32 protein-coding genes and 1 pseudogene are annotated in these 24584 nt (G+C 63.0%); 9 read left to right on the forward strand and 24 right to left on the reverse strand.

Annotation, left to right across the window (positions count from 1 at the left end; translation table 11 throughout):
- Nucleotides 1-274: 274 nt before the first annotated feature.
- Both H6G16_RS00005 and H6G16_RS00010 read right to left on the reverse strand, forming a co-directional pair.
- Entirely contained in the window at nucleotides 275-1585 is a 1311-nt protein-coding gene (locus tag H6G16_RS00005; protein ID WP_190388284.1) for a glycosyltransferase, read from the reverse strand.
- Nucleotides 1586-1634: 49 nt separating this feature from the next.
- A complete protein-coding gene (locus H6G16_RS00010) occupies nucleotides 1635-2486 on the reverse strand; it encodes a PfkB family carbohydrate kinase (RefSeq protein WP_190388285.1) in 852 nt (283 codons plus the stop codon).
- 72 nt (nucleotides 2487-2558) lie between these two features.
- Between H6G16_RS00010 and H6G16_RS00015 the strand changes: the two genes are divergently transcribed.
- The gene (locus H6G16_RS00015) at nucleotides 2559-3425 is read left to right on the forward strand and encodes an alpha/beta fold hydrolase (RefSeq protein ID WP_190388286.1); all 867 of its coding nucleotides are present in this window, start codon (nucleotides 2559-2561) and stop codon (nucleotides 3423-3425) included.
- A gap of 3 nt (nucleotides 3426-3428) precedes the next feature.
- Here the strand turns inward: H6G16_RS00015 and H6G16_RS00020 are convergent, their stop codons facing one another.
- Nucleotides 3429-3920, reverse strand: a complete 492-nt coding sequence (locus tag H6G16_RS00020) for a PAS domain-containing protein (protein ID WP_190388287.1) — start codon at nucleotides 3918-3920, stop codon at nucleotides 3429-3431.
- Between the two features lie 13 nt (nucleotides 3921-3933).
- Nucleotides 3934-4485 carry a hypothetical protein gene (locus H6G16_RS00025; protein ID WP_190388288.1) on the reverse strand — a complete coding sequence of 184 codons (552 nt, stop codon included), beginning with the start codon at nucleotides 4483-4485 and terminating at the stop codon, nucleotides 3934-3936.
- A gap of 114 nt (nucleotides 4486-4599) precedes the next feature.
- Between H6G16_RS00025 and H6G16_RS00030 the strand changes: the two genes are divergently transcribed.
- Entirely contained in the window at nucleotides 4600-4971 is a 372-nt protein-coding gene (locus tag H6G16_RS00030) for a hypothetical protein (RefSeq protein WP_190388289.1), read from the forward strand.
- 29 nt (nucleotides 4972-5000) lie between these two features.
- Here H6G16_RS00030 and H6G16_RS00035 read toward each other — a convergent pair whose 3' ends face one another.
- From H6G16_RS00035 to H6G16_RS00045, 3 genes are all read right to left on the reverse strand, one after another.
- Nucleotides 5001-6596 carry a bifunctional aminoglycoside phosphotransferase/ATP-binding protein gene (locus H6G16_RS00035; protein WP_190388290.1) on the reverse strand — a complete coding sequence of 532 codons (1596 nt, stop codon included), beginning with the start codon at nucleotides 6594-6596 and terminating at the stop codon, nucleotides 5001-5003.
- Between the two features lie 159 nt (nucleotides 6597-6755).
- Nucleotides 6756-7025, reverse strand: a complete 270-nt coding sequence (locus tag H6G16_RS00040) for a hypothetical protein (RefSeq protein WP_190388291.1) — start codon at nucleotides 7023-7025, stop codon at nucleotides 6756-6758.
- A 23-nt stretch (nucleotides 7026-7048) separates the two neighbouring features.
- Nucleotides 7049-7432, reverse strand: a complete 384-nt coding sequence (locus tag H6G16_RS00045) for a hypothetical protein (RefSeq protein WP_190388292.1) — start codon at nucleotides 7430-7432, stop codon at nucleotides 7049-7051.
- A 221-nt stretch (nucleotides 7433-7653) separates the two neighbouring features.
- Between H6G16_RS00045 and H6G16_RS00050 the strand changes: the two genes are divergently transcribed.
- The gene (locus tag H6G16_RS00050; protein ID WP_190388293.1) at nucleotides 7654-7824 is read left to right on the forward strand and encodes a hypothetical protein; all 171 of its coding nucleotides are present in this window, start codon (nucleotides 7654-7656) and stop codon (nucleotides 7822-7824) included.
- Nucleotides 7825-7992: 168 nt separating this feature from the next.
- Here H6G16_RS00050 and H6G16_RS00055 read toward each other — a convergent pair whose 3' ends face one another.
- Nucleotides 7993-8499: a phosphoribosyl-AMP cyclohydrolase gene (locus tag H6G16_RS00055; protein ID WP_242036053.1), complete on the reverse strand. Its 507-nt coding sequence runs from the start codon at nucleotides 8497-8499 to the stop codon at nucleotides 7993-7995.
- Nucleotides 8500-8940: 441 nt separating this feature from the next.
- Here H6G16_RS00055 and H6G16_RS00060 point away from each other — a divergent pair, with 441 nt between their 5' ends.
- Nucleotides 8941-9228, forward strand: coding sequence for a hypothetical protein (locus H6G16_RS00060; protein WP_190388295.1), 288 nt, complete (start codon nucleotides 8941-8943; stop codon nucleotides 9226-9228).
- A gap of 59 nt (nucleotides 9229-9287) precedes the next feature.
- Here the strand turns inward: H6G16_RS00060 and H6G16_RS00065 are convergent, their stop codons facing one another.
- Nucleotides 9288-9776, reverse strand: a complete 489-nt coding sequence (locus H6G16_RS00065) for a hypothetical protein (protein WP_190388296.1) — start codon at nucleotides 9774-9776, stop codon at nucleotides 9288-9290.
- 89 nt (nucleotides 9777-9865) lie between these two features.
- Here H6G16_RS00065 and H6G16_RS00070 point away from each other — a divergent pair, with 89 nt between their 5' ends.
- Nucleotides 9866-10657: an SDR family NAD(P)-dependent oxidoreductase gene (locus H6G16_RS00070; RefSeq protein WP_347238733.1), complete on the forward strand. Its 792-nt coding sequence runs from the start codon at nucleotides 9866-9868 to the stop codon at nucleotides 10655-10657.
- A gap of 246 nt (nucleotides 10658-10903) precedes the next feature.
- Here H6G16_RS00070 and H6G16_RS00075 read toward each other — a convergent pair whose 3' ends face one another.
- From H6G16_RS00075 to H6G16_RS00090, 4 genes are all read right to left on the reverse strand, one after another.
- Entirely contained in the window at nucleotides 10904-11197 is a 294-nt protein-coding gene (locus tag H6G16_RS00075) for a DUF1778 domain-containing protein (protein WP_190388298.1), read from the reverse strand.
- A gap of 215 nt (nucleotides 11198-11412) precedes the next feature.
- Nucleotides 11413-11796: a helix-turn-helix transcriptional regulator gene (locus tag H6G16_RS00080; protein ID WP_190388299.1), complete on the reverse strand. Its 384-nt coding sequence runs from the start codon at nucleotides 11794-11796 to the stop codon at nucleotides 11413-11415.
- A complete protein-coding gene (locus tag H6G16_RS00085; RefSeq protein WP_190388300.1) occupies nucleotides 11789-12124 on the reverse strand; it encodes a type II toxin-antitoxin system RelE/ParE family toxin in 336 nt (111 codons plus the stop codon). The genes H6G16_RS00080 and H6G16_RS00085 overlap by 8 nt, the downstream gene beginning before the upstream one ends.
- A 235-nt stretch (nucleotides 12125-12359) precedes the next feature.
- Nucleotides 12360-12551 (reverse strand): hypothetical protein, encoded by a 192-nt coding sequence (locus H6G16_RS00090; RefSeq protein ID WP_190388301.1) that lies wholly within the window; start codon nucleotides 12549-12551, stop codon nucleotides 12360-12362.
- Nucleotides 12552-12772: 221 nt separating this feature from the next.
- Between H6G16_RS00090 and H6G16_RS00095 the strand changes: the two genes are divergently transcribed.
- On the forward strand, nucleotides 12773-13126 hold the full coding sequence (locus H6G16_RS00095; RefSeq protein ID WP_190388302.1) for an HIT family protein: 354 nt from the start codon (nucleotides 12773-12775) through the stop codon (nucleotides 13124-13126).
- Between the two features lie 435 nt (nucleotides 13127-13561).
- Here H6G16_RS00095 and H6G16_RS12875 read toward each other — a convergent pair whose 3' ends face one another.
- Together H6G16_RS12875 and H6G16_RS12880 are read right to left on the reverse strand one after the other, a co-directional pair.
- Nucleotides 13562-13993, reverse strand: coding sequence for an SDR family oxidoreductase (locus tag H6G16_RS12875; RefSeq protein ID WP_347238744.1), 432 nt, complete (start codon nucleotides 13991-13993; stop codon nucleotides 13562-13564).
- Nucleotides 13933-14343: an SDR family NAD(P)-dependent oxidoreductase gene (locus H6G16_RS12880; RefSeq protein ID WP_199289027.1), complete on the reverse strand. Its 411-nt coding sequence runs from the start codon at nucleotides 14341-14343 to the stop codon at nucleotides 13933-13935. Before H6G16_RS12880 ends, H6G16_RS12875 begins: the two co-directional genes overlap by 61 nt.
- A 144-nt stretch (nucleotides 14344-14487) precedes the next feature.
- On the opposite strand from H6G16_RS12880, the gene H6G16_RS00105 reads away from it, so the two are divergent.
- Nucleotides 14488-14631, forward strand: a complete 144-nt coding sequence (locus H6G16_RS00105; RefSeq protein WP_190388303.1) for a hypothetical protein — start codon at nucleotides 14488-14490, stop codon at nucleotides 14629-14631.
- 70 nt (nucleotides 14632-14701) lie between these two features.
- Here the strand turns inward: H6G16_RS00105 and H6G16_RS00110 are convergent, their stop codons facing one another.
- The 5 genes and pseudogenes from H6G16_RS00110 to H6G16_RS13170 form a co-directional block, all read right to left on the reverse strand.
- Entirely contained in the window at nucleotides 14702-17314 is a 2613-nt protein-coding gene (locus tag H6G16_RS00110; protein ID WP_242036054.1) for a restriction endonuclease, read from the reverse strand.
- Complete coding sequence (locus H6G16_RS00115) at nucleotides 17259-18878, reverse strand: Eco57I restriction-modification methylase domain-containing protein (protein WP_190388304.1); 1620 nt, start codon at nucleotides 18876-18878, stop codon at nucleotides 17259-17261. The genes H6G16_RS00110 and H6G16_RS00115 overlap by 56 nt, the downstream gene beginning before the upstream one ends.
- A complete protein-coding gene (locus H6G16_RS00120; protein ID WP_190388305.1) occupies nucleotides 18875-19519 on the reverse strand; it encodes a DNA methyltransferase in 645 nt (214 codons plus the stop codon). Before H6G16_RS00120 ends, H6G16_RS00115 begins: the two co-directional genes overlap by 4 nt.
- A gap of 170 nt (nucleotides 19520-19689) precedes the next feature.
- Nucleotides 19690-20199: a PH domain-containing protein gene (locus H6G16_RS00125; protein WP_190388306.1), complete on the reverse strand. Its 510-nt coding sequence runs from the start codon at nucleotides 20197-20199 to the stop codon at nucleotides 19690-19692.
- Nucleotides 20200-20452: 253 nt separating this feature from the next.
- Nucleotides 20453-21448 (reverse strand): annotated as a pseudogene (locus H6G16_RS13170) (integron integrase).
- Between the two features lie 128 nt (nucleotides 21449-21576).
- Between H6G16_RS13170 and H6G16_RS00135 the strand changes: the two are divergent.
- Complete coding sequence (locus H6G16_RS00135) at nucleotides 21577-21714, forward strand: hypothetical protein (protein ID WP_190388307.1); 138 nt, start codon at nucleotides 21577-21579, stop codon at nucleotides 21712-21714.
- Between the two features lie 59 nt (nucleotides 21715-21773).
- Here H6G16_RS00135 and H6G16_RS00140 read toward each other — a convergent pair whose 3' ends face one another.
- From H6G16_RS00140 to H6G16_RS00155, 4 genes are read right to left on the reverse strand one after another with little or no spacing between them, the layout of a single operon-like run.
- Nucleotides 21774-21977 carry a hypothetical protein gene (locus H6G16_RS00140; protein ID WP_190388308.1) on the reverse strand — a complete coding sequence of 68 codons (204 nt, stop codon included), beginning with the start codon at nucleotides 21975-21977 and terminating at the stop codon, nucleotides 21774-21776.
- 4 nt (nucleotides 21978-21981) lie between these two features.
- Nucleotides 21982-22284, reverse strand: coding sequence for a hypothetical protein (locus H6G16_RS00145; protein ID WP_242036057.1), 303 nt, complete (start codon nucleotides 22282-22284; stop codon nucleotides 21982-21984).
- 4 nt (nucleotides 22285-22288) lie between these two features.
- A complete protein-coding gene (locus tag H6G16_RS00150) occupies nucleotides 22289-23548 on the reverse strand; it encodes a VWA domain-containing protein (protein ID WP_190388310.1) in 1260 nt (419 codons plus the stop codon).
- A gap of 20 nt (nucleotides 23549-23568) precedes the next feature.
- Complete coding sequence (locus tag H6G16_RS00155; RefSeq protein ID WP_190388311.1) at nucleotides 23569-24195, reverse strand: MerR family transcriptional regulator; 627 nt, start codon at nucleotides 24193-24195, stop codon at nucleotides 23569-23571.
- 130 nt (nucleotides 24196-24325) lie between these two features.
- On the opposite strand from H6G16_RS00155, the gene H6G16_RS00160 reads away from it, so the two are divergent.
- Nucleotides 24326-24577 carry a hypothetical protein gene (locus tag H6G16_RS00160; protein ID WP_190388312.1) on the forward strand — a complete coding sequence of 84 codons (252 nt, stop codon included), beginning with the start codon at nucleotides 24326-24328 and terminating at the stop codon, nucleotides 24575-24577.
- Nucleotides 24578-24584: the final 7 nt, after the last annotated feature.

Raw genomic sequence — 24584 nt, forward strand, 5'->3', positions numbered from 1 at the left:
GCACACCGAACCAGCCCACGTACAGGCGGTTGTTGGTGGAGGTGACCCACTCGCAGAACTGGTTCCACGCAGAAGCGCCTTGGCGCTGCTGAATAGTGGTTGTCATGAGAACGGTTGGAGAGGGGCTCGTCGAACCTGGGCCCGAAGGCTTGGTCGGTGAGCAGTAGGTAGATGCGGGGCGGAATTCCGCTCGCTCATGCAAACGTAACACCCATTCACAGTTGCCGGTGACCGCGGGCCCGCCTTGGGACCACAGCAGGCCTGATGGCACCGATCAGCCCTGCTGATCACGGCCAGGGTCTGGGCAAGGGGCTGCAACAAGCAACGCCTCAAGGGCAGCCACCGCCGTGGCGAGGCCGTTCTCGGCAGCCAGCTGATCGCGCAGCTGCTCTGCCCTGAGGCGGTAGCTGGGGATCTCGGCCATGGTTCGCAGGCACTCCGCCAGGGCTGGGGCCTTGAGCGTGCTGTGGTGATGGGTGCCCGGACTGACCCCGAGCTGCTCCAGAGTTCGGCCCCAGGCCGGCTGGTCGGCGAAGAACGCCACCACCGTGGAGGGAATCCCGCTGCGCAGGGTTGCGGCCGTGGTGCCCGCTCCGCCGTGATGCACGGCGCCCCGCAGGCGGGGAAACAGCCAGTCGTGGGGGCACTCCTCCAGCACATACACCGTGGAGGGAAGGTCGCCAGAGGGCACCACCCGGCCCCAGCCAGGCGAGAGAATCAGACGCTGTCCTGCGAGGCGGGCGGCCTCGACGAGCACCGCGGCCAGCCCCACGGGATCGCGAGGAATCATGCTGCCGAAACCAGCATAAAAAGGAGACGGGCCGGCTTCGAGAAAGCGCTGCAGATCCGGCGGCGGGCTGTAGCTCTCCGCTGGCGACCTGGGGTTGAAGCAATAGCCCGTGACCAGGGCATGGTCGGGCCAATCCGCCGGCCGCTCCAGCACGTGGCGGCTGAACAGATGGAGAATCGGCGGCGTGGTCAACAGGGGCGGGGGATCGCGGCGCGCTGCGGCACCGCTCCAGGGCAACCGCGGCAGACCCAACTGCTGGCTGCGGAAGGCCTGGATGAGCCGGGATTCCTGGCGCCACTTGAGCAGGCGGAAGGCCAGGTAGCTGAGGCGGTTTAAACGGCGCTGCACCCTGCCGGGGGCCGGCTGGCCAGCAGGGAACTTCAGGAAGGGGAAGGCCGCGGTGGCCACCACCGGGATCGGGCTGAGCACGGCAAAACGACAGCCCTCCGCTTCTGCCAGGTGATAGGCCCACAACGCCAGGGGCGGCACCAGCAGCAGATCACAGCCCCGGATGGCCTCGCGGGCCGTGGTAAGCCACTGCAACAGCAGGGCATCGGTCACCAGCCGCACTGGCTTGCCCTGCAGGAGCTCCAATCCGGTGGGGGAGCCCAACAAATCGCGGAAATCACCGGGCAGGGGATCAAACGCAATCGCGGCATTCCTGGCCGCGTCTGCGAAATTGGGGCTGCCGATCAGCTTCACGGTATGGCCCCGGCGCTGGAGCTCCAGCAGCAAGGCCAGGTAGGGCTCCAGATCGCCGCGCGACCCCACACTGATCAGCTGGATCAAAGCCATGGGCGCGGCGTCAAGGTCTTGGTGCCAGGCGCGACCCTAGGGGCCAGCGTCAGCCGCAAGGGGCGGCGTAGGGGCCGAACACCGCGGCGCACGCGGCACCGCAGCGCGCTCCCAGGGCAATGGCGTCCGCAGGGGGCCAACCCGCCGCCAAGCCCGCCGTCACTCCGGCCGCAAAGCTGTCGCCGCAGCCATAGCTGTCCAGCGGCGGTGCGGCCAGGGGAACGGCGGCAAAACGACCACCGGGCTGGCTCCACCCCCCGGCCGCCCCCTCGGTGGCGATCCGCAGCAGGGGTGGGTGACGCAGGGCGCCATCCGGCACCTCTTCAGCTGGATCAAGGGCGCTACCGATCAGGGCATCACAGGTCACGCCGCTGGCCTCGAGCACGGGCAGGCGCAGCCGCGGCGTTGCCGTGAGCACCCGCGCCCGCCGGCAACGGACCAGGGCCTCCGCATCAGCGGCGGTCACAAACACGCCATCGCAACGGGCCAGGTCATCCCAGGGCAAGGGATCCCCGGCGGCCGGCGCCAAGCGCTCGCCGATCACGGTGATCGTGCGCTCGCCAGCGGCATCCACCACGCTCACCCCCCGGCGGGTGGGGGCATCCCGCCACACCACCTGCAGATCGAGACCGAGGGCGCTCAGCCGCTCGGCGGCCTGCTGGCCAATGCGGTCCGAGCCCAGGGCTGTGTAGAGCCGCACGGGGCGGCCGGTGAGACGGGCCAGCTGCACCGCCGCTACGGCGGCCGCACCGGCCGGTTCCTCCCGGAAGGCGCTGGCGTGGCTGATGGTGCCAGCGGCTGGGAGCTGCTCGAGCGCCAGAAAACTCACCCACTCCACATGGCCGACAACGGCCAGCTCCAGGGCGGTGAAGGCCGGGTGGGGATCCAGGGCGGCAGCCATCGCAGCAGTCCAACGGCCCCAGCATGGAACCGGAGCCCAGACGAGACTCAAACCCCCAGCGACGCCACCACCATGCCTGCAGCGGACGCACCAGCCATGCCACCGGGCTGGACCTCGATGCTGCTGCCGGTGCGGGCCGGTCGCTGTCGCCTCTGGGCTGGGCACCAACGCCCTGCCAGCCCAGCGGATGGCCTGCCCCTGGTGGTGTGCCACGGCGGCCCCGGGGTTCCCAGCGACTATTTATTCCCCCTCAGCGCGCGACTGCCACGCCCGGTGCTGTTCTTCGACCAACTGGGCTGTGGGCGCAGTGACCGGCCCAGCCCCGAGGTTGAGGAGTACTCCATCGCCACCTCGGTGCGCGACCTGGTGGAGGTGGTGGAGGCCTTGGTGGCCAAGGGGCTGATCCCGATGCGGCAGGGCCTTCCGGCCTATCACCTCTACGGCCAGTCCTTCGGCGGCATCCTGGCCTTTGAGGCCGTCAGCTCCAACGCTGGCCTGCCGCTGCCCCGCTCGCTCACCCTCTCCAATGTGCCGAGCTCGGTGCCGGTGTTGCTGGAGGAGGTGGCAGCCCTGCTGGCCCAGCTCGATGGCGACGCCGCCCGCTTTGAGGCAGCCCACGGCTGCAGGGCGACGCCACGCCCCCCGGAGCTGGTGGCGGCCTACGCCCCAGGGCACCCCGGCAGCCATTGGCGCGGTGTGGACGTGATTGCGGATTGGTGCGCCACGGAAGCGAACCTGGACTCCCTCACCCTGCCGGTGTTGCGGCTGGCGGCCGAACACGACTTCGTCACCCCCCGCGCGATGGAGGGTTGGCAGCAGCTGGCCCAGCAACGGCTGGAGGTGATCCCCGGGGCGGCTCACCATGCCCTGCTGGAGAGGCCCGAGCTGTACGGGGCCTGCCTGGAGCGCTTCCTGCAGGAGCACGACAGCACTCAGTGAGGCTCAGGGCTTGGCGGCGGAATCGGCCTGGATCGGGTGACAGATCCCGATCACGCCCAGCACTTGACCGTCCTGACCGAGCCAGGGTGTTTTCAGCGTCTCGACATACACCCGCTTCCCATCGGGGTAAACCAGCCATTCCTTGTTTCGGGTGGCTTTGCCCCCGGCCAGCATGGCTTTGTCATAGGCCTGGAAGGATTTGGCCATCTCTTCCGGGAAGAGATCCAGGTCGGTTTTGCCGATCAGTTGGGCGAGCGGCTTGCCCAGCAGGGCCGCCCAGGCGGTGTTGCCGCCGCGGTACACGCCCTGCGTGTCTTTGAAAAAGATGATGTCTGGGATGGAATTCAGCGCCGTGGTGACGGTGTCAACCGGGCCCATGGGCTGAGCGACGGCGGGCAACCCGGAGGTGGTGCTGGCCAGGGCTGCGGCGGCGACCGCAAGGAGGGTGCGTTTCATGGGATGGATCCTGGCAGTGCTGGGGGCTTCGGCCCCCAATCAAAACCAAGGTTCAGCCATAGGACACGAGCTCCTGGGAATCCAGCGCCACCACATCGGCAATGGCGGGGTAATGGAACAGGCCCCGGCTGTTGAGCACCTCCAGCAGGCTCTGCAGGCAGCCCTGGCCACTGGCCGTGGGCAACACAAACGAACAGATGGTCCTCAGGCTGAGGTGGGCATCGCTGGGGCAGGTGGAGAAGGCCACATGTTCCGCCAGACCCACATCAAAGAGGTCATCGCCAACGAACAGGGTTTGGTCGGGGCCGATGCCGGTATCGCGGAAAATCTGCTCGGCGGCCTTCCGTTTGCAGAGTTCGCCACTGGCCAGGCGCGAACTGTAAAAAGGAATCTTGCGGTGTTCGGCCATGCGCGCATTGACCACCCGATCACCCGAAAGGAACACCACCTGGATCCCGCTGGCCTTGAGTTCCTTGATGGCTGAGAAATCGCGGTCACAGAATTCCTTCCCCATCACGGAGCCATCGATGCCGTAGAGCTTTTTGCCGTTGGTGAGGACCCCATCGATGTCGAGGATCGCAAGACGAATCGGTTGGCTGCCCATGCGTGGTCGGAACGGGGGTGGCAGTTCAGTAGACCAGGCTTTTGGTCTCTGGGCTGCTGATCATGTTGGGGTCACCAACCCTGCCTAGCGTTGGGGCCCGGTCGGGAACGCACGATGGCAGCTTTCATCGACAGCCCTGCTGAGCAGGGAGGCGCCGAACGCCGGGTGCTGGCCCGGCTGGAGCCGGCAGCCGAGCTGTTCGTCCTGGCAGCGCGGGCCGATGGCTTCAGCGCCCGCGCCGAGGTGATCGATTTCAACAGCACGGGCCTGCGCCTGCTGTTCCGTCCGGCCATCGATCTCAACCCGGGCATGACGATCGGCATCTGCCCCGCCAGCGGCGCAGACTCCCCTCCCGGCCCTGGCGATGCCGCCGAGGTGAGGTGGTGCCATCACAAGTATCACTTCACGGTGGCGGGGGTGCGGGCCTGCGGAGCGCCCTTCGCCCTGGATCTGAAACCAGCTCTCCCGGCTCACCAGGGGCGCTGAAGCAGCCATCCGCTCCACCACCCAGAGCCTCAGGCAATCCCGGCGTCCTGGCCGCCCAGACGTTGCCGCAGGGTGTGGATCAGTGCCGGCACGCTTGTGGCCGGTTCGTACCCCACGCTGCCGCCCTGCTCGGCCGGTGTGAGCGGTTCAATGGCGGCAAGCTGCCGCTCGAGCACCTCCAGGCCGGCATCGGAGGGATCGCTCCCCGCCTGCTGCCGCAGGCGAATCCGCTCACGGAGCAGCTCCAGAGGAGCCGTGCAGGCCACGGTCACCACGGGCACGCCCCACTGGCGGGCCAGAGCATGAAAGGGACGGCGGTCGGCCCGTCTGAGGCCCGTGGCGTCGATCAGCACGGGGAAACCACCGGCCGCAGCGGCCGTGGCCAAGGCCGGCAGACGGACCTGGAACAGCTGATCTGACACCTCGCGGCTGTAGGGATCGCCGCTGAGCCGGAACGTCGCCGGCTCCCCCCAGAGGCCAAACAACCGCTTGCGCTCCACATCAGCGCGCAGGCGGATCGCGCCCAGCGCCTCAGCCAGCTGGGCACTCAGCCACGACTTGCCACTGCCGGAAACCCCGTGCATCAGGATCAGCCCAGGCGAGCGGCGATCACTCCAGCTGGCAGCCAGGGACAGGTAGCGATCCCGCTCTTGGCGGTCCCCCTCCTGCTGGCTTTGGCGGGCACGCAGCTCGGCCACCTTGGCGCGAACCAGGGCGCGGTAGACGCTGTACCAGCGCCAGGTGCACAGACCTTCAAAGTCACCGTTGGTCTCCAGCCAGCGGTTGAGCAGCCTGATGGCCAGGGGGCCACAGCCCGCGCCGACCAGATCCATCACCAGAAAGGCGAGCTCACTGATCCCATCAATCCAGCGGAGGGATGGGTTGAACTCCAGGCAATCGAAGACGCGGATCCGGCCGTTCTCCAGCAGCATGTTGCCGAGGTGGAGGTCGCCATGGCCCTCCCGGATCCGGCCCTGCTCGAGGCGTTGACGGAAGGTGGGCTCCAGTTGCTGAAAGGTCTGATCCACCCAACGGCACAGCGCATCCACCGGCTGGGCGATGTCCGGCGCCTCACGCAGAACGGCGAGGTTGTGGTCGAGCGGACTGCGAACAGCGGTGGGGGTGCCGAACGCACCGCCGGCAGGGGCCACGGCCGCCCCACGCTGGAACCCGGAGAGCTCATCGGCCAGGGCATCGATCATCGCTGGCGTCAGGCCGCCGCGCTGCACCACCGCGCTGAGCAGCTGGTCCTGGTCGAACTGACGCATGCGCAGCGCCACATCAATCCCAGGGCCAGCACCGCAGAAGGAGGCCTGCGACGGCGGGCCATGCACGGGCTGGAGATCGAGATACAGCTCGGGGAAGAGGCGCCGGTTCAGGCGCAGCTCCTCCTCGCTGTCCTGCTGGCGTAGGGCCTGGGTGGAGAAATCGAGGAAGCCGAAGTTGACGGGCTTCTTGATCTTGTAGGCGTAGGGGCCGGTGAGAATGACCCAGGCGCTGTGGGTTTGCAGCACCTGAATCATCCCGGTGGGATGGGGGTAGGCCTGCGGCCGCAAGAGGGCCGCGATCATCGGATCGAGGCCGTTCGGCTCCGGGCTGATCGACTGCGGGCTCGTGGTGTCCATGCCTGGCCTCGGCCTACGGGGCTGAGAATCGGATGACACCCCCGCAGAGGCTGATCTTCAGCGGGTGGATTGCTGCACCAATGCGCGGAACAGCTCGTTCAATCACCCAGCACGCGATCAGCCGCCAATCGTTACCCCTCGTGGCCAAGCCTGCCCGCTTCAACGCGCCGGCTTGTTGGGCAAGCCACCATTGCAGTAGTTCGCCGCGATGGCCGTTCGGTCATCACCCTGGATGCTAGGGCTGTTGCGCTGCAACCAAGCCAACCCAGCGTCGTAGCAGGCGTTCCACCGGGTGGCCTGGCCGGCAATGGGTCCCAGGGACCAGGCGATGGACACGGAGCTGGCGGTGGCCAGCAAGGCCAACACCGGGAACAGGTGGGCATTGATCATCTCCCGGACGCTGAGCTTGCGACCGTCGTGATCAGCCATGGGAGAGCCTGAGGAAAGCCTGTTCATTCTGGGCTTGCTTGGCCCGATTGGTCACGCTGGCAGCTGTAGTGCTCCACATTGCCGCGCAACTGGGCGAAATCTGGGTGCTCTGGATCGCGTGCCTGCCACCACCAGCGGCCATCGGAGTAACTGGGCACGCCGGCGTTGTTGGTGCGCGGAAGTTGCAGGTTCCATTGGCGCCACCGCAACACCAGGAACGCACCAGGCACGGTGTCGGCGGTGCTGTTGGGGATGTCCGCCGCATCCACCGCCCCGTTGAAGGCGATGGCTTCCAGCGGGTCGCCCTCACAGAGAAAACGCTGCCCCGCACTGCTGCTGGCGTCAGCGCAGGGTGCCTTCAGCAGCAGCACCAGGCCCAAGGCCACCACAACCAGCGCTCTGAGCACGTTCCCTTCTCCTGGCGCAGGCCGCCACAAGGCACTCTGGCAGTGGGGCGTCTGTCTGATCCCCCTGACAGCGGCCCCCACAACCCGCCGGCCTCGACAACGTTGCAGCGGAGCGCACTGCAGCAACCCTGAGCGCCCCCAGGATTTCCATGACAACCGAACACCCAGGCCCCAGGTCGCTCGCCCAGGACACAGACCTGGTCGCAGGCGAGCAGCCATCGATGCAACCCGAGCAGGACTACCGGCTGTTGCAGGCCACCTACCGCCAATCCGCGGAATACGCCGCCATGGTGCAGCGCTATCCACTGCTGCGCAGCTGGATCACCGCTTGTGAGTCTGCTGAGCTGGTGGGCGATCCAGCGGCGCGTGGTGGCGCCGAGGAAGCGGCCTAGGGCACCTGGGGGAACCCTTTGCCTTGGCTTGGTCGAGGCCTGCCAACGCCCATCACCACCAACCCGAATTAATCCTCAAATAGCGCTCTAGCGAGCCGGGCGAACCCCAATAACTGGGGCAAAAGCTAAGTGGCTATGCCCCAGAAACCTAAAACGGCGGGATCAACCTTATTTCCCAGCGAAAGGCAGGGAGGAGTGATGCAACACAATGCGAATTTGTCCGTCCGGCTCCAAGACGAATGCCCAGGTTTTGTCAACCGTGGTCACCTTACCGCTGGCGTCGGTGAGATCAACATTACCCATCGTGATGGCTAAATTGCCATGCAACTGAATCACCTCATTGCGGATCGCGCATTTCTGCCATGGCTTGATGGCGAAGCCCTTGTCATTGGGATAGCTTGAATTTCCACCGACAAAATAGGCCAGTGCACCTGCCTTAGTAGCCCTGAAGGTCTGTGGATTTTGAGTCAGCGTGGGCTTGAAGGCCACAGCCCCATACTGGTAGCCATAGGCTTGATCAAGAACCTTATTGGCCGTCATCTCAGCGGCCGCAAAACCCCCTTTCTTATAAGCCTGACTGATCGCCAACAAGCCATTACACCAGCCTTGTTGAGTGTTCAATACTTGCTGCTCCGTGATATTTGTATTCATCCGCACTGGCAAGCTATCAGCCATGGCGACGCCTGGGGACGCAACGAGTAAAGGCACGACTAGGGCGCTACAGGCCGTGGCCAGACGATGGTTCATGGAGCCGCGCTGAGTTGAAGAACGGCTGACTGTAGTCAGCTTGGCGGCCGATTGGGTTGACATAACAACTCGCTGTCAACGAAAGAAGGCCTATTACCTCATAAAGCCATGGTCTCCGGTGGCACTTCCCAACCTGCGGAGTTGTCATGTCCAAATGCCATCCATGAACTCTGATGGGCGTCTCATCCCTTAAAGCAACTAGCTGTTGCGCGACACCTCAGCACTGCGGCTCGGTCAGCCGTCTTGGGGCTATGGCCGTGCTGGAGCCCGCCAAGGTGTTGCTGCAGGCCCATCCCAGCCAGCCTGGGGCCGTCGATGGCCAGAACGCCCTGGCCTCGCTAGCTGTGCAGCAGAGCCACCCCGTTCTCCATGACCCACCCGGCACAGACGACCTTCCTGGCCGCCCTGCATGCAGACCGGACCGTGCAACAGGCCCTCACCCAGCCTGGGGTGCTCGATCTTGCCGTGCGGATTGCGCAAGCCGCAGGGTATGAGGTGTGCCGAGGGGATCTGATGGCCCCACCCCCAGGGCAAGCCCTCCAAAGCCTGGAGGAAAGGCCCGCGGCTGAAGGGCAGGAGATCGATTTCGATGGCGACGGCGTGCCCGATGCCGTCATGGAAGGGGGGCGTTGGATTTTGCTCGATTCGGAGGATTGAGGTTCTGTGCTTTCCCTGAGGGGGCCCTATCAGGGCTCCCCACGAGCCAGGCCGGCCGCTCAGGGCTTGGGCACGTTGGGGCAGGGGTTGGGGCCAAACATGCCGCTCAGCTTCTGGGTGCCCATCGCATAGATCTGCTGGGCCTGGGCAGGATTGCCCTGGGCGCCCTGGAGCTTGCCAGCGAACTCCTGGCAGGCCTGGGCCTGCTGGGGATTGGCGGGCTTGGCAGCCGCCGCAGGTGCAGGTGCCGTCACGGGACTGACGGCCGCCGCAGGAGCAGGAGCAGGTGCCGCGGCGACGGGGGCGGGGATGTCGCCGCAGGGGTTTTCACCGAAGGTTTCGACCAGCTTCAGCACGCCCTGCTGGTACACCAGTTGGGCTTGCTGGGGGTTGCTGCTGGCGGCCTGGAGCTTGCCGGCGAAGTCCTGGCAGGCCTTGCGTTCCTGGGCGCGGCGCAGGATCGGGCCGGCCTGGGCCTCGAGCGGGGCCAGGGGGGCGAACCCAGCGGCCAGGAGCAGCAGAACAGGAAGGGTGCGGAGGGTGATCATCGCCAGGGGTGGGCTGCCAGGCCTTGAGGCTGCCACAGTTCGCGGATGCATGCCCATGAGAATTCGCCATGCCAGCCCCAACCGTTCTCGTGACCGGAGCCTCCAGCGGCATTGGGGCGGCGACAGCGCGCCTGTTGCTGGAACGGGGCTGGCGCGTGTTGGCGGCGGCGCGCCGGCTGGAGGCGATGGAGCCGCTGGCTGCCCTAGGCGCCGAGGTGATGGCACTGGATGTCAGTGATGAGCAGTCGCGCCGCCAGCTGGCTGATCAGGTGAGCGCCAAGGTGGGTGCCCTCGACGCCCTGGTCAACAATGCCGGCTACGGGGACGTCGGACCGGTTGAGACGTTGCCCCTGGAGCGAGCCCGGGCGATGTTCGACGTCAACGTGTTTGGGCTGATGGGGCTCACCCAGCAGTTGCTCCCGGCCATGCGGGAGCGGGGTAGCGGTCGCATCGTCAACATCTCCTCGATTGCCGGTCGCTGGGTGTCACCTGGGGCTGGCTGGTACGGGGCCAGCAAGTTTGCGCTGGAAGCCCTCAGCGATGCCTTGCGACTCGAGCTCAAGGCCTTTGGTGTGCGCGTGGTGGTGGTGGAGCCGGGTGTGATCGCCACCGACTTTCCCCACGTGGCTTCCGCCTCGATGGAGCAATCGTTCTCGTGCCGCACCTACAGCACGATGATGCGAGCCGTCTCCAAAAGCTGGGAGTCGGTCTTCCGCAGTGCCTCACCACCGCTGGAGGTGGCACGCACCATCGAACGGGCCCTCACCGCCCCCAATCCCCAGGCCCGCTACCGCAGCGGCCACCAATCGGCTTCCGTGATCGCCAGCCAGCTCCTGCCCACGCGGGTTTGGGACACGCTCGTTCGCATGCAGATGACCTGAGCTTTGACGGCCTGGTCCGGTGAACAGGTCGGGCAGAGCACGCAGCTTGGCGTCAGCGGTGATCAGCGGAATCGCCGTGCAGAAACCGATCGCTACGCGACAGGAGGGCAATCTCCGGGGTGATCGGCAGGGCGTTCCGGGAGGGGCGATTGCTGGATGGTGCTCTCTGAGCCGCAAGGCCTGCTGCGGATCGCCATCGCCGATCTGGAGACTGCACCGGCCTCCAGCGATCCGGCGGCCGCCAGGTCACTGGGCGTCCCAGGGTGCCTGCCTGGCGAACAAATCACAGAGCCCCTCGTTGGTCTGTTCGGGACGGTCCAGCAGATCGATCAGGGCCTGGGCCTGGGAGCCCGAGACCATGAACAGGCGCTGATCAAGGAGCGTTTGCTCGGCAGCGAGACAGGCACTGTCGAGGATGAAGTCGGTGAGCGACTTGTGGGTCGCCTCGGCGGCACGGCGCAGCACGGCTTCCTGTTCCGGCGTGGCGCGCAGGCCGAGCCGGGCTGAGCGCGCAGGAGGCGAAGCACCGATGGCAGCCATGGCCGACCGTCTCCCACTTGAAGTACTGGAAAGTGTTAGTACAAACGACGCACGTGAGGGTGTCCCGTCAGGCTTGGCTGTGGGCATGACGGAGGGCATGGCAGAAGGGCTTATCCCCTACAAGTGCCACCCGCCGTCACACCCCGCCGGATCCTGCGCATCGCGTGGCGGGCAAGGTTCACCTTCAACGGCATCACCCGCTGCTAGCGGGGCAGCTACGCCCTGGTGGGCGGCGTAGCCCAGGGCTTCTGCGCGGCAGTGGAGCTGCTCACCGCTGAAACGCCCTCAGGAAACCGAGGCACAAGCTGGATCTCCACATCGCAGCCGAGCACATCGGCATAGCGGCGAAGCGTGGAGAGTGCAGGCAGGTGCTTGCGAGATCCCTCGAGCCGACTGATGGCGCTGCGCGTGGTGCCCATCCGCAGGGCCACCTCCTCCTGGGTGAGACCGGCCCGCTTGCGGGCCCCAAGGAGCTGCTTGAGCAGACGGAATTCCACAGCAGCCTCCTGCCGCGCTTCGCTGTAGCCCGGCACCGGATCAAGCCTGGCGCGTTCGGCATCGCGATCGCGGATGAGCGGTTGATAGGGGATGTCAGCCATGGCGTTTGACGTTCCTGAGGCGTTCCCGAGCGATGAGGAGTTCGCGCGTGGGTGTTTTCTGGGTCTTCTTCACGAAGGCATGGAGCACGGTGATCACCCGACCAGAGCAGAAGCAGTAGAAGGCCCGAGCAATGCCGGAGCGGGCCCTTGGCCTGATCTCGAACAGGCCGCCACCCATGGCCTTGGAGTGTGGAGCCCCGAGCTGGGGTCCGTGGTCTTCCAGCAGGTCGAGCAGCTCGTCGCAGCGCGCCAGCAGATCCACGGGCCAGGACTCGATGTCTTCGCGAACCCGAGGGCTGTAGTACTCAACCCGAAACAACCGTTCCATGTTAGCGCGCGTGCTAACACCTCGTGGTGCTTGCACCTTCGGAGTGAAGCGGCGGATCGGCTTGGTCTGGCGGTTGCGAGAGCGGCATGACAGCAAGGCGTCTCCTCTACAAGTGCCACCCCCGTCTCACCCCGCCAGCATCCCCCCATGCCCCCGCCCCCCTCCGCCACCTACCAGCGCCTGCGCAGGTCGTGGCCCGCCGGATCCTGGGGGAAGACGTGACCCAGATCGACGTCTACCGGAGCGCGTGAAACGAAAGGTGGGCAAGGTGCTCACCGGCAACGGCATCACCCGCTGCGAGCGGGGCACTGACGCCCTGGTGGGCGGCGACGAGCTGGGCGACGCCGAGCGCGACCAGCTGCTGGAGCTCTGCCGCCAGCGCCTCGATGCCTTCCGCGAGCAGCGTGGCGAGGAGGTGTTTGCCCACCGCAGCCTCATCCGCGCCAGGGGCCGCTGCAAGTGCTGCGGCGCTCACAAGCAACAGAGGGCCCCTGAAGTGGATCAGATCGTGCCAAACACCACGGCGGTTCCGACGACCTCAGCAACCTGCAGGCCCTCTGCTTCGACTTCAACGCCGGCAAGCGCGACACCGATTCCACCGACTTCCGTGGTCTGGGGGCCAGCTACGCCCGGCGCGAGGCGGGCTGTGTGTTCTGCACGCTGGCGGGCAGCGGCCGGGTGCGGCTGGAGAACGAGCTGGCGCTGTGCATCGCCGATGCCAATCCGGTGACGCCGGGCCACAGCCTGGTGATCCCGCGGCGTCATGTGGCCGATAGGCTGGCGCTGCTCCAGCCGGAGTGGAACGGTGTGGTGGAGCAGCTGAAGCATCGGCGAGAGCAGCTCAGCGCCAAGGACGCCCCGATAAGCGGCTGGAATGTGGGACTGAACTCAGGTGAGGCGGCGGTGCAGACGGTGTTTCATGCGCACTGGCATCTGATTCCCCGGCGGGTGGGGGATTGCGCGGAGCCGCGGGGTGGGGTGCGGGGGGGGGGGGATCAGTGAGAAACAAAGGTATAGAAGGCTACCTCTAACGCCGCCCTTGAGTGGCAGGCAAAGAGTATATGGAACCAGAAGTGAATCATGGTGGCCTGTCCACACCAGGGGCTTGTTCAAAGGTGACGCATCTCCACAGGCAGCATTTGCTGACCTACACAGCCTCAATCGACGAATCGCTCTCTTTTGCAGTCTTCAGCTGAGGAGGCCCCATTCCACCAACTGACATAAGATTTGACGGCCTCGCTGTAAGAACGTATTGCTTGCCTCCGCCAAGACCCTTGATGCTTGAAGAGTAAGAATAGGGCGGCATCATCTTTCCTGACGGCGTGGGAGTCGAGTCGCTTAAATCAAACTGTTGAACCTGCCAATGGTTACCGGCACCATCTGTTTGCTAAATTCCTCTGAGTGAGACGTCACCTTTCATTTACCAAAGTTTTGTCCCTAATGCATCACCATGCCGTGGCCGACCGCCAAAGACTGGCCGGTAAGAGCGCTTGTAGGATAGGAGGCGAAGAACACAGCTGCTTCTGCCACTTCCTCCACTGTGGTGAAGCAGTTGTCAACGGTGTCAGCTAGAAATAACCTTTTTATGACCTCATCCTCTGAGATACCGAGGGCTTTGGCCTGCTCGGGAATTTGTTTCTCCAATAATTGGGTGCGGATAAAGCCAGGCTCGATGATGTTGCAGCGGATGCCGTGGTCAACGCCCTCCCGTGCTGTGGCCTGACAGAGGCCCACCAAGCCGTGCTTGGCCGTGATATAGGGGGCCTTGAGCTTGGCGGATGTGATGCTGTACAAGGAACCAATGTAGATTATATTCCCCCCTTTTCGGTATTCTCCATACTGCGCAGTGCGGCTCGCGTAGTTAAAAATGCCCCGTCAAGGTGAACGGCCATCATACGTTGCCAATCCGCCAGCGCCGGGTTACGCAGCGCCTCAATGTGTTGCACTCCAGCATTGCTCACCAGGAGGTCAACGCTTCCCCACTGCTGGTCACATTGGGCAAAGGCTTGATCCACCTGCGCCTCATCACTGACATCCATAGCGACCGCCATGGCCGATCCGCCTGCCTTGCAGATCTGAGTAGCTGCGGCCTGGCCTGCATCAAGATGGCGGTTGGCAATGCAAACCCGGGCGCCGTCGCGCGCAAATGCTTGGGCTATGCCGAAACCCAGACCCTGGTCTCCACCGGTGATCAGAGCCACCCGCTGTTGCAGCCGCATGCTGTTGCCTGAGAATTAAGTTTTCATTATGCCAGCCCTCTTGCCACCGATCACTGCTGTCGTGATTGTCCACGAGTTCAGTCCGTTGCTGGCATGGCGTTGATGGACCATCTCAATCGTTACAGGGGCAGTGGTACTGGAGCGATGGCCTCGCTGCGCAAGGCAGTGTTGAACTTGCTGCGCCTGGCTCGATTTCAGTCGATTCGATCCGGCATGAAAGCGGTGATGCACGACATCAAGACGCTGTTGGCGATGGCAAGTCGGCAGCCAACATCATGCACGACCTGAAACTTTTAACCAGGCATTCTAACGCTCAGCATCAGCTGCGGAGAGAAGCGCCGACAGCTGGATGCTGTTGTTAGCCCGCAATCTCACAGGGCGGCTCTTGCTCCCTTGCGATCACTGTGTCGTACAAACCGTAGTGCGTGAGACCCAAGTGGCTGTCTATTCCGGTGTAGCGGAGCGACGCGTCTTCGTACCTTCGGAACGCGAATACTGCTTGGTTCATCTGTTCAGTATTGAACACTCTGAGACGAACGAGTAGATGGAAGTCTTTGACTGTCAGGCCAGTAACTGCGAGGAACAGGTCTGGCTCGAGCTTGGTGATCACGTCTTGTAGCGTGTTTTCACGGAAGTCGGTTAGATACATGAAAGCGGGAATCCGCGTCGCAAACTTGATTAGCTTCTCCTGCACGAGCTTGCGCTTGGACTTGTATTCCTTTTCCTCTTCAGTGAGCTGCTTCTTTTGTTTATCGGTCAACTCCTTGTCCTTGGCCTTATTCTTGAGTTCTTTGACCTTCTCGCTCTTGTTGATGATGGTCTCAATGATGTTGTCACCAAGTGTGCGCCAGCCCTCGATGCGCTCGACGGCCTCCATCGCCTCTGGGTTGTTCAAGATGCGGCGCAAGGTGTCATTGTCTACGTTTACCAGAAGCGCACTTTCCCACTTGCGGGCCAGCAGAGTTGCAGACGTGCCCGCCATAGCGATGTCAAGAATGCCGCCCGCGTCTATCTGCGTCATGTTCGCTCCGTCATAGGCCAGCACCGGCAGGAACGAAATCAGCTCCTTCACCGCGTTCTCGGGATTCGGCTCATTCGGCGACAGGCCAATGCCGTATTCGGAGAGCTGGCGCAGTGCGCGAGTGGGTGCGAAGTCGAACACGAAACAGACGGGTTTAAGAATCTCCTCTTCGTTCGGGTTGTCGCCGTTGGGATTCTTGATGGACCACGGCGACTGGACGCGGAAGGCGGATTGGAAGTAGGTCTCAGGTGACTTGAGATTGCGCAGCATCAGAATGGACGTCCACTGCGGCACGGTGACACCTGTTGTTAGCTTCCCGCAGGTGAGGGTGATGGTCTTTGTTTCGAACCCGCTCCCGATGGCTCTTCGCACGGGGGGCAGGGCCTCCAAACCTATGCCCGCAGAAGCACCAGCGGCGATGACCACCTTGTAGTCGCACCAGAATATGTTCTGCCGCTCAGCTAGCAGATTCGCCATCGCGTGGCAGGCGGCCACGTTGGGAAGAAACCAAAACGAATGCTGGAGGTAAGGCAGCAAGCGAACATCCGAATACGGAAACGGTGGACGTGTGCCCGTCTTTAGGTGCTCGACCGCCTTGGGCGCGTACCCCCCGCGGACGATATCCAGCCATCTCTGGACATCGTTTTTGTGCTTGAAACGCGCCTCGACACCCATGCCCGTCGCATCGAAGAACGCATTGAGGTCAAACTCGTCGAACTCCCCAGTACTTGCGACCGCCAACAGTTCATCTGGCATCTGGTAGGTCAGCAGGCGCATCTGTGGTAGCGCACCGTAGGGGTTCCACTGTCCGGGGCTCTTGAGGGCGAACTCCTCCTTGGCGCGTTGCTCATCGGTGTACGTCCAGTTGAATATCTGCTCTTCGATGAATTCGCCCGTGGCAAGCGCCCTGAAAGGGGTGCCGGACAGGTAGAGGTAGGCCTTGGTTGTGATAGGGAGGAACTCTGTTTCCTTCTCCGAGAGGACGGAAAGGTCTTCGTTCACCGCTTCCAGCCCGACTGCGTACTCCAGCTTGGCCTCCTTTTTGGAAACGACAGTTTCCTCTCCCTCGAATAGCTCCTTGGCAGTCTCTCGCCATGCTCCAAAGTGGTACTCGTCGAAGACCACGAGGTCCCACTTCACCTTGTGGAGCCATTCATTCTTGGGCTTGATGTTCCCCGCCGCATCGCGGCCGAGCAAGTCCTGAAAGGATCCGAAATACACCACCGGGTCCCAAGTGCTGATCTTTCTGGGATCGCCATCGGAGTTTCGGGACAGGTATTGCCAACCGTCGAAGTCAATGTGATTTTCGAGGTCAGTTTGCCACGCATCCTCGACGGCGGGCTTAAAGGTCACAACGAGGACACGTTTTCCTCCGAGCTTCTTGGCGAGCTGATAGGTGGTAAACGTCTTGCCGAAGCGCATCTTTGCGTTCCATAAGAAGCGCGGGACGGCGTGTATATCTTCCTTCCATATCGAATGGAAGTAGTCGTGCGTCTTCTCCACAGCCTCGACCTGCTCCCGACGCATGGCGAACGTCTCGTGATGCGTGCCTTTGAACCGTTGGCCGGTGCGCAGCTCGGTCAGTACGGTCTTCACATCGTTGACTGAGCAGCGCACCCACTCCAGTTCCGCGCTATCGAAGCCCTTCTTGATAAGTGCTGCGCGCACCTCGTGGTCAGTGAATGTTGTTCCGTCGTCGCGCTCGGCGGACTCATCCAGCACGATGGTGTAGTTCTTGATGTTGGCTGTCTTGAGCTGTTCGGCGACGCGCTGCTTCACTTCGCGCGTTGTCTGGCCGATCTTGAGCAAGCCCGCGTGCGCCTTGTCGTCAATCGCATAAGCGTAGATACGCGGACGCGCCTCTGGCTTTGGCGCCAGGATTTCTTCGATGGTTTTACTCATCGCCGTTCTCCCCATGACCACCTGCCTCGTCGCTGAGCCGTTCAGCAATCAGAGACTCAATGAACGTAATTTGCCTCAGTGTGATTCCATACCGCTCAAACAAATCCTTATCGGTCCACACCCGATTCATCGGCAGTTGCGGGACGAAACGGTAAGAGTCACGGGTAATGTTCTGGGTGATCTTTCGCAATGAGACGAGGAATCGAACGAATCGTGTTCGCATATACGCAGCGAGATTTTTCGCTTCGACCTCGGAATTACAAACGCCAATCACGAGATATGTTTCAGTGCAAGCGGAACCCGGAGCTGCGACAACTGGTTCACCGAGAATCGTTACGTCATCTCTTCCGCTAGTGCCATGAGCTTTGACCAAAAGAACTTTCCACTGATCAATCCAATCAATGTTACTGGTGATTGCGGAGCGTTCCATGAACGATGTCTGCTGATTACCATAAACCAGAACAGGCTCTTTAAGACCTTGTTTCGTCGGCTTACCGCGTTGGTTTGTTAACCCGAACGGCTTCCTAGCTGATACTCGATCGGCAACGCTTGGTTCACTCTCGTTTTGAATTCTGAATCCAGTCACTTTGTCGAGTATACGCACCGCTTCGTTGCGCCGAATCAGAACATCGTAAGCATTGAGACTTCGCACTGCGGGTTCGCCGATGACATCATTTCCAATCATTGTCACGACTTCACAGCCACCTTCGTGATCTCTCCCCCAAAGCCAGTAGGAAACACCTCCACGAATTTTTACCCCTGGGAACACATCGTAAAGCTGTGGAAAATCGACGAGCTTAACGAATCGGCCATCTCGAAGCATTCGATCTCTAAAATCATCCAATCCTTTGCCGCCTGAGAACCACCGCGACGGGGTAATCATCGAGACATAACGCGGCTCAAGTGAAAGTGCCGCTTCTACAAACTTATTGTAAATTGGCGTGGCTGATGCCCCGCCACCTCCACCGCCATCGCCAAGTTGATACGGTGGATTTCCAATGATGACATCGAATTGCATATTGCCTCCGAAGATCTCGGCAAGCCGAGTCTTGATGTTGGTGGTGTGAATGAACGCGTAGGCGTGAGTTTCTAGGCCTGCCGCCCGATCGTAAACGGATTTGACCGCGCCGCAAAACTTGCACTTGTCGCTCTCCCAAGTGTGTCTGAGGCGCTGGAACCAGATGTTCCCATCGTCGCTGGCAAAGCCGTTGGCAATCGAGTGTTCGCCTTGTGCATGCTTGGAGCAATAGACGCTGCGCCGCGCGAGCAAGCTGGTGATTTGCGTGATGCCAATGCCAAACACCTGCTGGGTGAGGATGTGGTTCACGCGCTTCTCCAGATTCGGAATCTCCGTTTCTAGTCCCTGAGTAAGGCGGCTGGTGATTTCGCGCAGGAACACGCCGGATTTCGTGCAGGGGTCAAGGAACCTCGCCGTTTTGTCGGCCCAGATATTTGCACCTTTGTGGTTTGCCGCCCACGCCTCGGCCAGCGTGTCGAGCATGCGGTTGGCTAACTCCGGCGGCGTGAACACCTCATCGTTGGAGAGGTTCGCGATGCACGTCAGCACATCCGGGTTGCGTCCGCGCAGGGAGAAGTTTGCTTGTTCAATCATACGGTGGCCTCCGGTGCAAGGTCAGCCAGTTCACCCACGGTCATCGGCGGATAGATCTTAGCCGGTGTGAATATCTCGTGCTTGCCGAGTTGCGCAAAGAGTGAGTCTTCGGCGCTGAATGACGAAGAAAGCGCCAGGGTCTCTAGCCGGAAGTCACGCCGTTGGAACTTGCCCTTACCCAGGTAGCCCCACTCGGCAAAGGTGATTGCCCTGCCATCGTAGGTGCGCATCTTCAGCGCATCGCCGTGGACAAGGTTTTGCGACAGCACGTAGGAAGCAGCCTGATAGAGATCCTCCGACTCTCCGACCTTGAGGTAGTCGGCGAGGATGTCCAGCATGTTCGCGCGGCACTCGGCGATGTTGTCCTCCAAGAGCTCAATGCCGTAGGTGCACATCACAGCAAGGAGTGCGTAGTGCCGCCTCTCAAAGGCGGACTTCCCGAACTTGAGCTCGACGGCAGCGAGCTTCCGCTGCAGGATGCGGACAAGGAAGTTCCCGCTCCCGCACGCCGGCTCCAGGAAGCGGGCGTCAATGCGCTCCGTCTCGCCCTTTACAAGGTCAAGCATCGCCTCGACCAACCACTTCGGGGTGAAGACCTCCCCGTGGTCGGCGACGCGTTGCTTGGACTTGATGTTGTTCATGCTCTGGTTCACTTGCGGTGATGCTTCCTCTCAGTCACTGTGCTGCTAACGCTGGCCATCACCTGCCCGCAGAGGGCTGGAGCTGAAGCACACTAGTAGGTGCAGGGATTCTGGGGTGGCGGGTAAGGTGCATGGCCGTGTTATAGGCCTCATGCCATAAAGAGGATAAGTTACATCCGCGAAAGAAGTTCCTGCTTCTTGGCAGTGAACTCCGCTTCTGACAAGATTCCGCTGTCGCGCAGTTCTGAGAGCTTTTTGATTTGATCTAGAATATCGCTGCCCCCTTGGGAAGTGGTCGCTGGAGCCTCGATCTGAAGAGGCGCGGATGTGGAAGACATCTTTTCGCGCACTAACGCGACGAGGCGATCTGGATCACCCTGACTTATCCACTTCATCTCAGATTCGTTACCAGACATCTTGATAACAATCCTCTTGCCCATAAAACCCTTTGATACCTCAATTGCAGTTATCTTTTCCAGTGGGAATGTTTCCAGGTTGAATCCAGAGAGTCGCTTGCCGAACTGAATGACTCGCTTCGAGGTGGCTACCAAGACTCCGTTCTTAACAGTCTTACTGCCTAATGATTTTGTATCATATGCACCGTAGCAAGAAACAAGAACGTCTTCTCCTTGATCCAAATGAGACTTAAGGGCCTCCAGATTTGCTTGGTAGCCTGCCATGAGCGCACTCCTAGATAATGCCTGCCTGTTTAGGGTAACCAAAGTATGCCGGTCGCAGCAAGAAAGCCCTTGATGCGTCTAACTCTTTATTGGAAGGTTCCGTGAACCAGGGCTATTGCCCCCGGACTTTCCATGAACCGTGCCGGGGTGCTATCCGGTTGGCAGGGCGAATCCAGTGCTGGCAAGGATTCGAGGCTTTGTCTGCCTATCCCTAGCTCAGGTTCACGGGTCCGTGAACCACCTGTTCAATTTGCTACAAAAGGTCTGCAGGGCTCCGCACGCCGAGGGGGCCACGGTTGAGCACATGGGTATAGATCATGGTGGTGCTCACATCCTTATGGCCTAGGAGCTCCTGGATTGTGCGGATGTCCTGCCCCCGTTCCAGCAGGTGAGTCGCAAAGGAGTGACGGAAGGTGTGGCAACTGGCGGCCTTGCTCAGCCCTGCTTCCATCACGGCACGCTTCACAGCCTTCTGCACCACGCTTGGATCCAGATGATGACGGCCTTGGGCGCCAGTTTCCCTGTCGCGCCAGCGATTCAGCTGCGGAAACACCCATTGCCAGCCCCATTCCTGGCTGGCGCTTGGGTATTTGCGGGCCAGTGCGTAGGGCATCGCCACACTCCCCCACCCAGCAGCCAGATCGCTCTGGTGCAGATTTCGCACTCTCAGCAGATGCTCCTGCAGTGCCGGCGCCAGGCTCTGGGGCAGCAGGGTCAGTCGGTCTTTGCCTCCCTTTCCATCGCGCACGGTAAGTTCCCGCCGCGTGAAATCCAGATCCTTGACCCGTAGCCGCAGGGCCTCCAACCGCTTCGCGGAAGCCGTTGGCTACAGGCGCAGGCCACTGCCATAGAGGAGCCCCACCACCAGCGCTGGCTCGCCCTCCAGCCGCTGCCGCACAGCGAGCACCTCTGCCTCGCTGAGCACTACCGGCAGCCGCTGCCGCGTGCGGGCCCGCACCACCCCATCGGTCTCAAGCTCCCGCTCCAGCAGATCCCGGTAGAGGAACAGCAACGCTGCCAGGGCCTGGTTTTGCGTGGAGGCGCTCACTTGCTCGTCTACAGCCAGGTGACTGAGAAACGCATTCACCTCGGCGCTGCCCATCTCCCGTGGGTGGCGCATGCGATGAAAGCGGAGAAATCTCCGCAGCCACTGTTCGTAGGTCTTCACCGTGCGGCGGGCGTAGTGGCGGGTTTGAAGCAGTTCGCGATAGCGCTGGATCAGCCCTGGGGGCTTGGCCTCTGCAGACATGGCGCATCTCTGGCTTATCCAATACAGAGTTCCCAGCCCAGGCCAGCGCAGCAGAGCGAGCTCCGGGCGTTCGTATCAGGCTTTGTGACTGCTACACCTGAATCAGCGCCCTGCTTCGCACCCGTACCATGGCCCCGCAGGAGCTACCTCCCGGCCTCTACGACTACCCCCTCAGTGAAGCGATCCATGAGGCCCTCGCCTGCACGCCAGAAAGCCTGCACCAGCTCCAACCGCTTGACCCCGCCGATGCCCCCAGTTCGTCTTAGTTCTGAGCACAAGGCCTGATGGAGCTCACCGCTGTGCTCAGCCCCGCTCAGGGGCGCTGTCAGTCGAAGGGATACTCGTAAACAAGGGTGAGGCCAAGGCGCTCAGCGGTGGCCCGGTCGCGGGCGATGTTGGCCTCACACTGCAGCCGGTAGGCCTCCTGCGCTTTGGTTTCACCCACTACTGGCGGACCCGATTCGCTCAGCGCGCGGGTGTGAATGCGGCGCTGCTCCTCCATCGAGATCCGCGCGTGGTCGTCTGGCATCGGTTCACTCCAGCTCCCCTGCAGCCACCTTGGCGCGGATGCGGCGCAGCAGCACGCGGGCGCCTTCTGATTCGTCGCTCGGGCCACCGGCGCTGTGCCGTTCCACGCGGGCCGCGAAGAACAGGGCGCAGCGCAGTTCGGTGAGGGTGGTGGCGCTGTTGTCGTTGTAGAGGGCCGCGCAGTGTTCAAAGCTCCCCGCCACGTCGTAGCCATTCATGGTGTGGGCGAACATTTCCCATTTCCGCAGATCGCCATCGGGATCGGGAATGCGCGCGAGCTGCAGTTGACGGTTGGTCAGTTCCTTCATCGATTCAGTCCTCTTGGGTGTTGTTGGTGCCATCCCACACATTCAGGCTGCTGCGCAGCACGTCGTGGCGCAGCCGTTTGCGGCTGAGGTTGCGGTCGCTGGCGAGCAACTGGCGTTGTTCGGCCAGGCGCTGGCGCTCGTGGCTGATGCTGCTGCTCTGGGGCATGGCCGCCAGTTCAAGATCGATCGACTCCAGGCTGGCGAAGGCGGCGCCCTCGTCACCACGATCGAGGGCCGCAATGACGCTGCGGCGGTCGCGGCTGGCCTGCAGCAGGGCCAGCTGTTCGGCTGCCTCCAGATCCACGTCCAGCTCCCGAAGTTCAGCAGCGCTCAGCACCGGCAAGATCAACTGCCGGCGCAGCTCCTGGCGCCGCTCGACGCCCGGGCTGTCCCACGCCAGGCGGATGCCGGTGATCGGTTGGTTGGGCGTCCAGGCGGGGAGCTGCAGGCGCAGGCCCACCTGCAGGGTCTGGCCCTGACGCAGGTTGGGCAGCTGCAGATTGCCGGCGCTGGTGACGGTGAGGTCGTTGATCACGTCAACCAACTCGGCGCCGTGCTGGGGGCGGATACCGATGCTGACCCGGCGTCCACTCGTAGTCGCCAGGCCCTGCAGCTCGCTGGCGTAGAGGTCGGCCAGTTGGTCGGGGCTTTCGATCTGGGCCAGGGTGCCATCACCAGCGGCGGCGATGGCGCCCATCAGGTCTTCATCGAAGCCAGCACCCAGGCCAAAGGCGCTGGTGCTGATGCCGCGCTGGTTGAGGCCGGCCACCTTCTCGGCAATGGCGGATGCGTCCGATAGGCCTTCGTTGGCCTGGCCATCGGAGAGCAGCAGCACCCGGTTGAGAGCCGCACCATCGAGGTGTTCCGCCACCTGCAGGGCGCCGGCCAGCCAGCCATCAAACAGGGCAGTGGTGCCGCCGGCCTCGATCGTGTTGATCGCCTGCAGGAATGGCAACGCGGAGTCAACCCGCCTAGAGGGAACAACAACCCGCACCTCGTCATCGAAGGTGACGATGGCGAGCCGGTCGCGGCTGGTGAGTTCAGCGGCCAGGCTGCGCGCTGCCTTGCGGGCATGGCTGATCTTCTCGCCGGCCATGGAGCCGGAGCGATCGATCACCAGCGCCAGGTTCAGCGGCGGCCGCTGCGGCGTTTGCAGCTCAGCCGGCGGCTGGGGTGGCTCGATGCTGATCAGCAGATCGAGCGTGGTGGGCGCATCGCCCGCAACAGCGGGCCGCAGCGGACGGATGGTGATCGTGGGTTGCATGGTGTCTAGGGGGTAGGGATTCAGGAGAGGTCGTCGAGGTGGTCGCGGAGGCGATCGAGCAGGCGCTGCAGCCAGGCCTCACGGCGACTGCCAGGTGGTGGCAGAGAGGCGCTGTCGCTCAGATGCAGCTCCACGCCGGGGGCCAGGGCGAGGCGATGCCAGCGGCTGGAGCTGCGGCCACCGCTGCGCGGCGACAGGCGCCGGCTGGGCTCCTCGAACGGGGCCGACTGGCAGATCGGAGCACCCAGCACCTCCAGCAGATCCAGATCCGGAGGGCTTTGGAGGGGTGGCGCGCTTTGCAGCTCCTGGAGGTAGTCGAGGGCGGCATTGGTGGCCGGCGGCTCCTCCAGCTGGGCGAGCTGGCGCTCCAGCTCGCTGTTGCCGGCGGCCAGCAGCGGAGCAATGGCCGTGAGGCTCAGGCCGCGCCTGGCCAGGGTGCGCACCAGCAGCAGCTGCAGCAGCTGACGCTGCCCGTAGACCGCGCGGCGGCCGTCCTTGCCCGGGCGATCAATCAGCCCCTCGGTGGCATACAGACGCACGGTGCGCGGTGTGACCTCCTCACCAAGGCGCTCGCCGGCAAGGGCCAGCAGCTCCTCCAGCCCGTAGACCGGAGAAGGAACAGGAGCAGCAGCGGGGAGGTCAGCCATCCCGCAAACGTATACGGTTGCAGTGCAGCTGTCAACATGTTGGCGAGTTGCTGCTGCCCAGGCCATGCTGAGCAAGCTGTCTAGATCTGCTCTGTAGACCCTGTCCCGTCTGCTGCTGCTGGGAATCGGCGTGGCGCTGGGCGTGGCGCTCTGGCCCCTGGTGCTGCCGCTGCTGGCCCTGCTGGTGCTGGCTGCAGTGCTCTCCAGGGCTGGCGCTAAGGGGCAACCACGCCCCCCAGCCCCCCAGGCACCGGCCGTCAGCCCGCATCCCATTGGCCCTGTGCTGGATCCTCAGGTGCGGGCCCAGGCACTGGCGCAGGTGGAGCGGATCAACACCGAGGTGCAGCGCGAGCGGCTGGAGCGCGCGTTTGACCAGCGCTGATTACGTT

Origin of the sequence: Cyanobium sp. FACHB-13342 (genome assembly GCF_014697415.1) — a bacterium.
Classification (GTDB): Bacteria; Cyanobacteriota; Cyanobacteriia; order PCC-6307; family Cyanobiaceae; genus Cyanobium_A.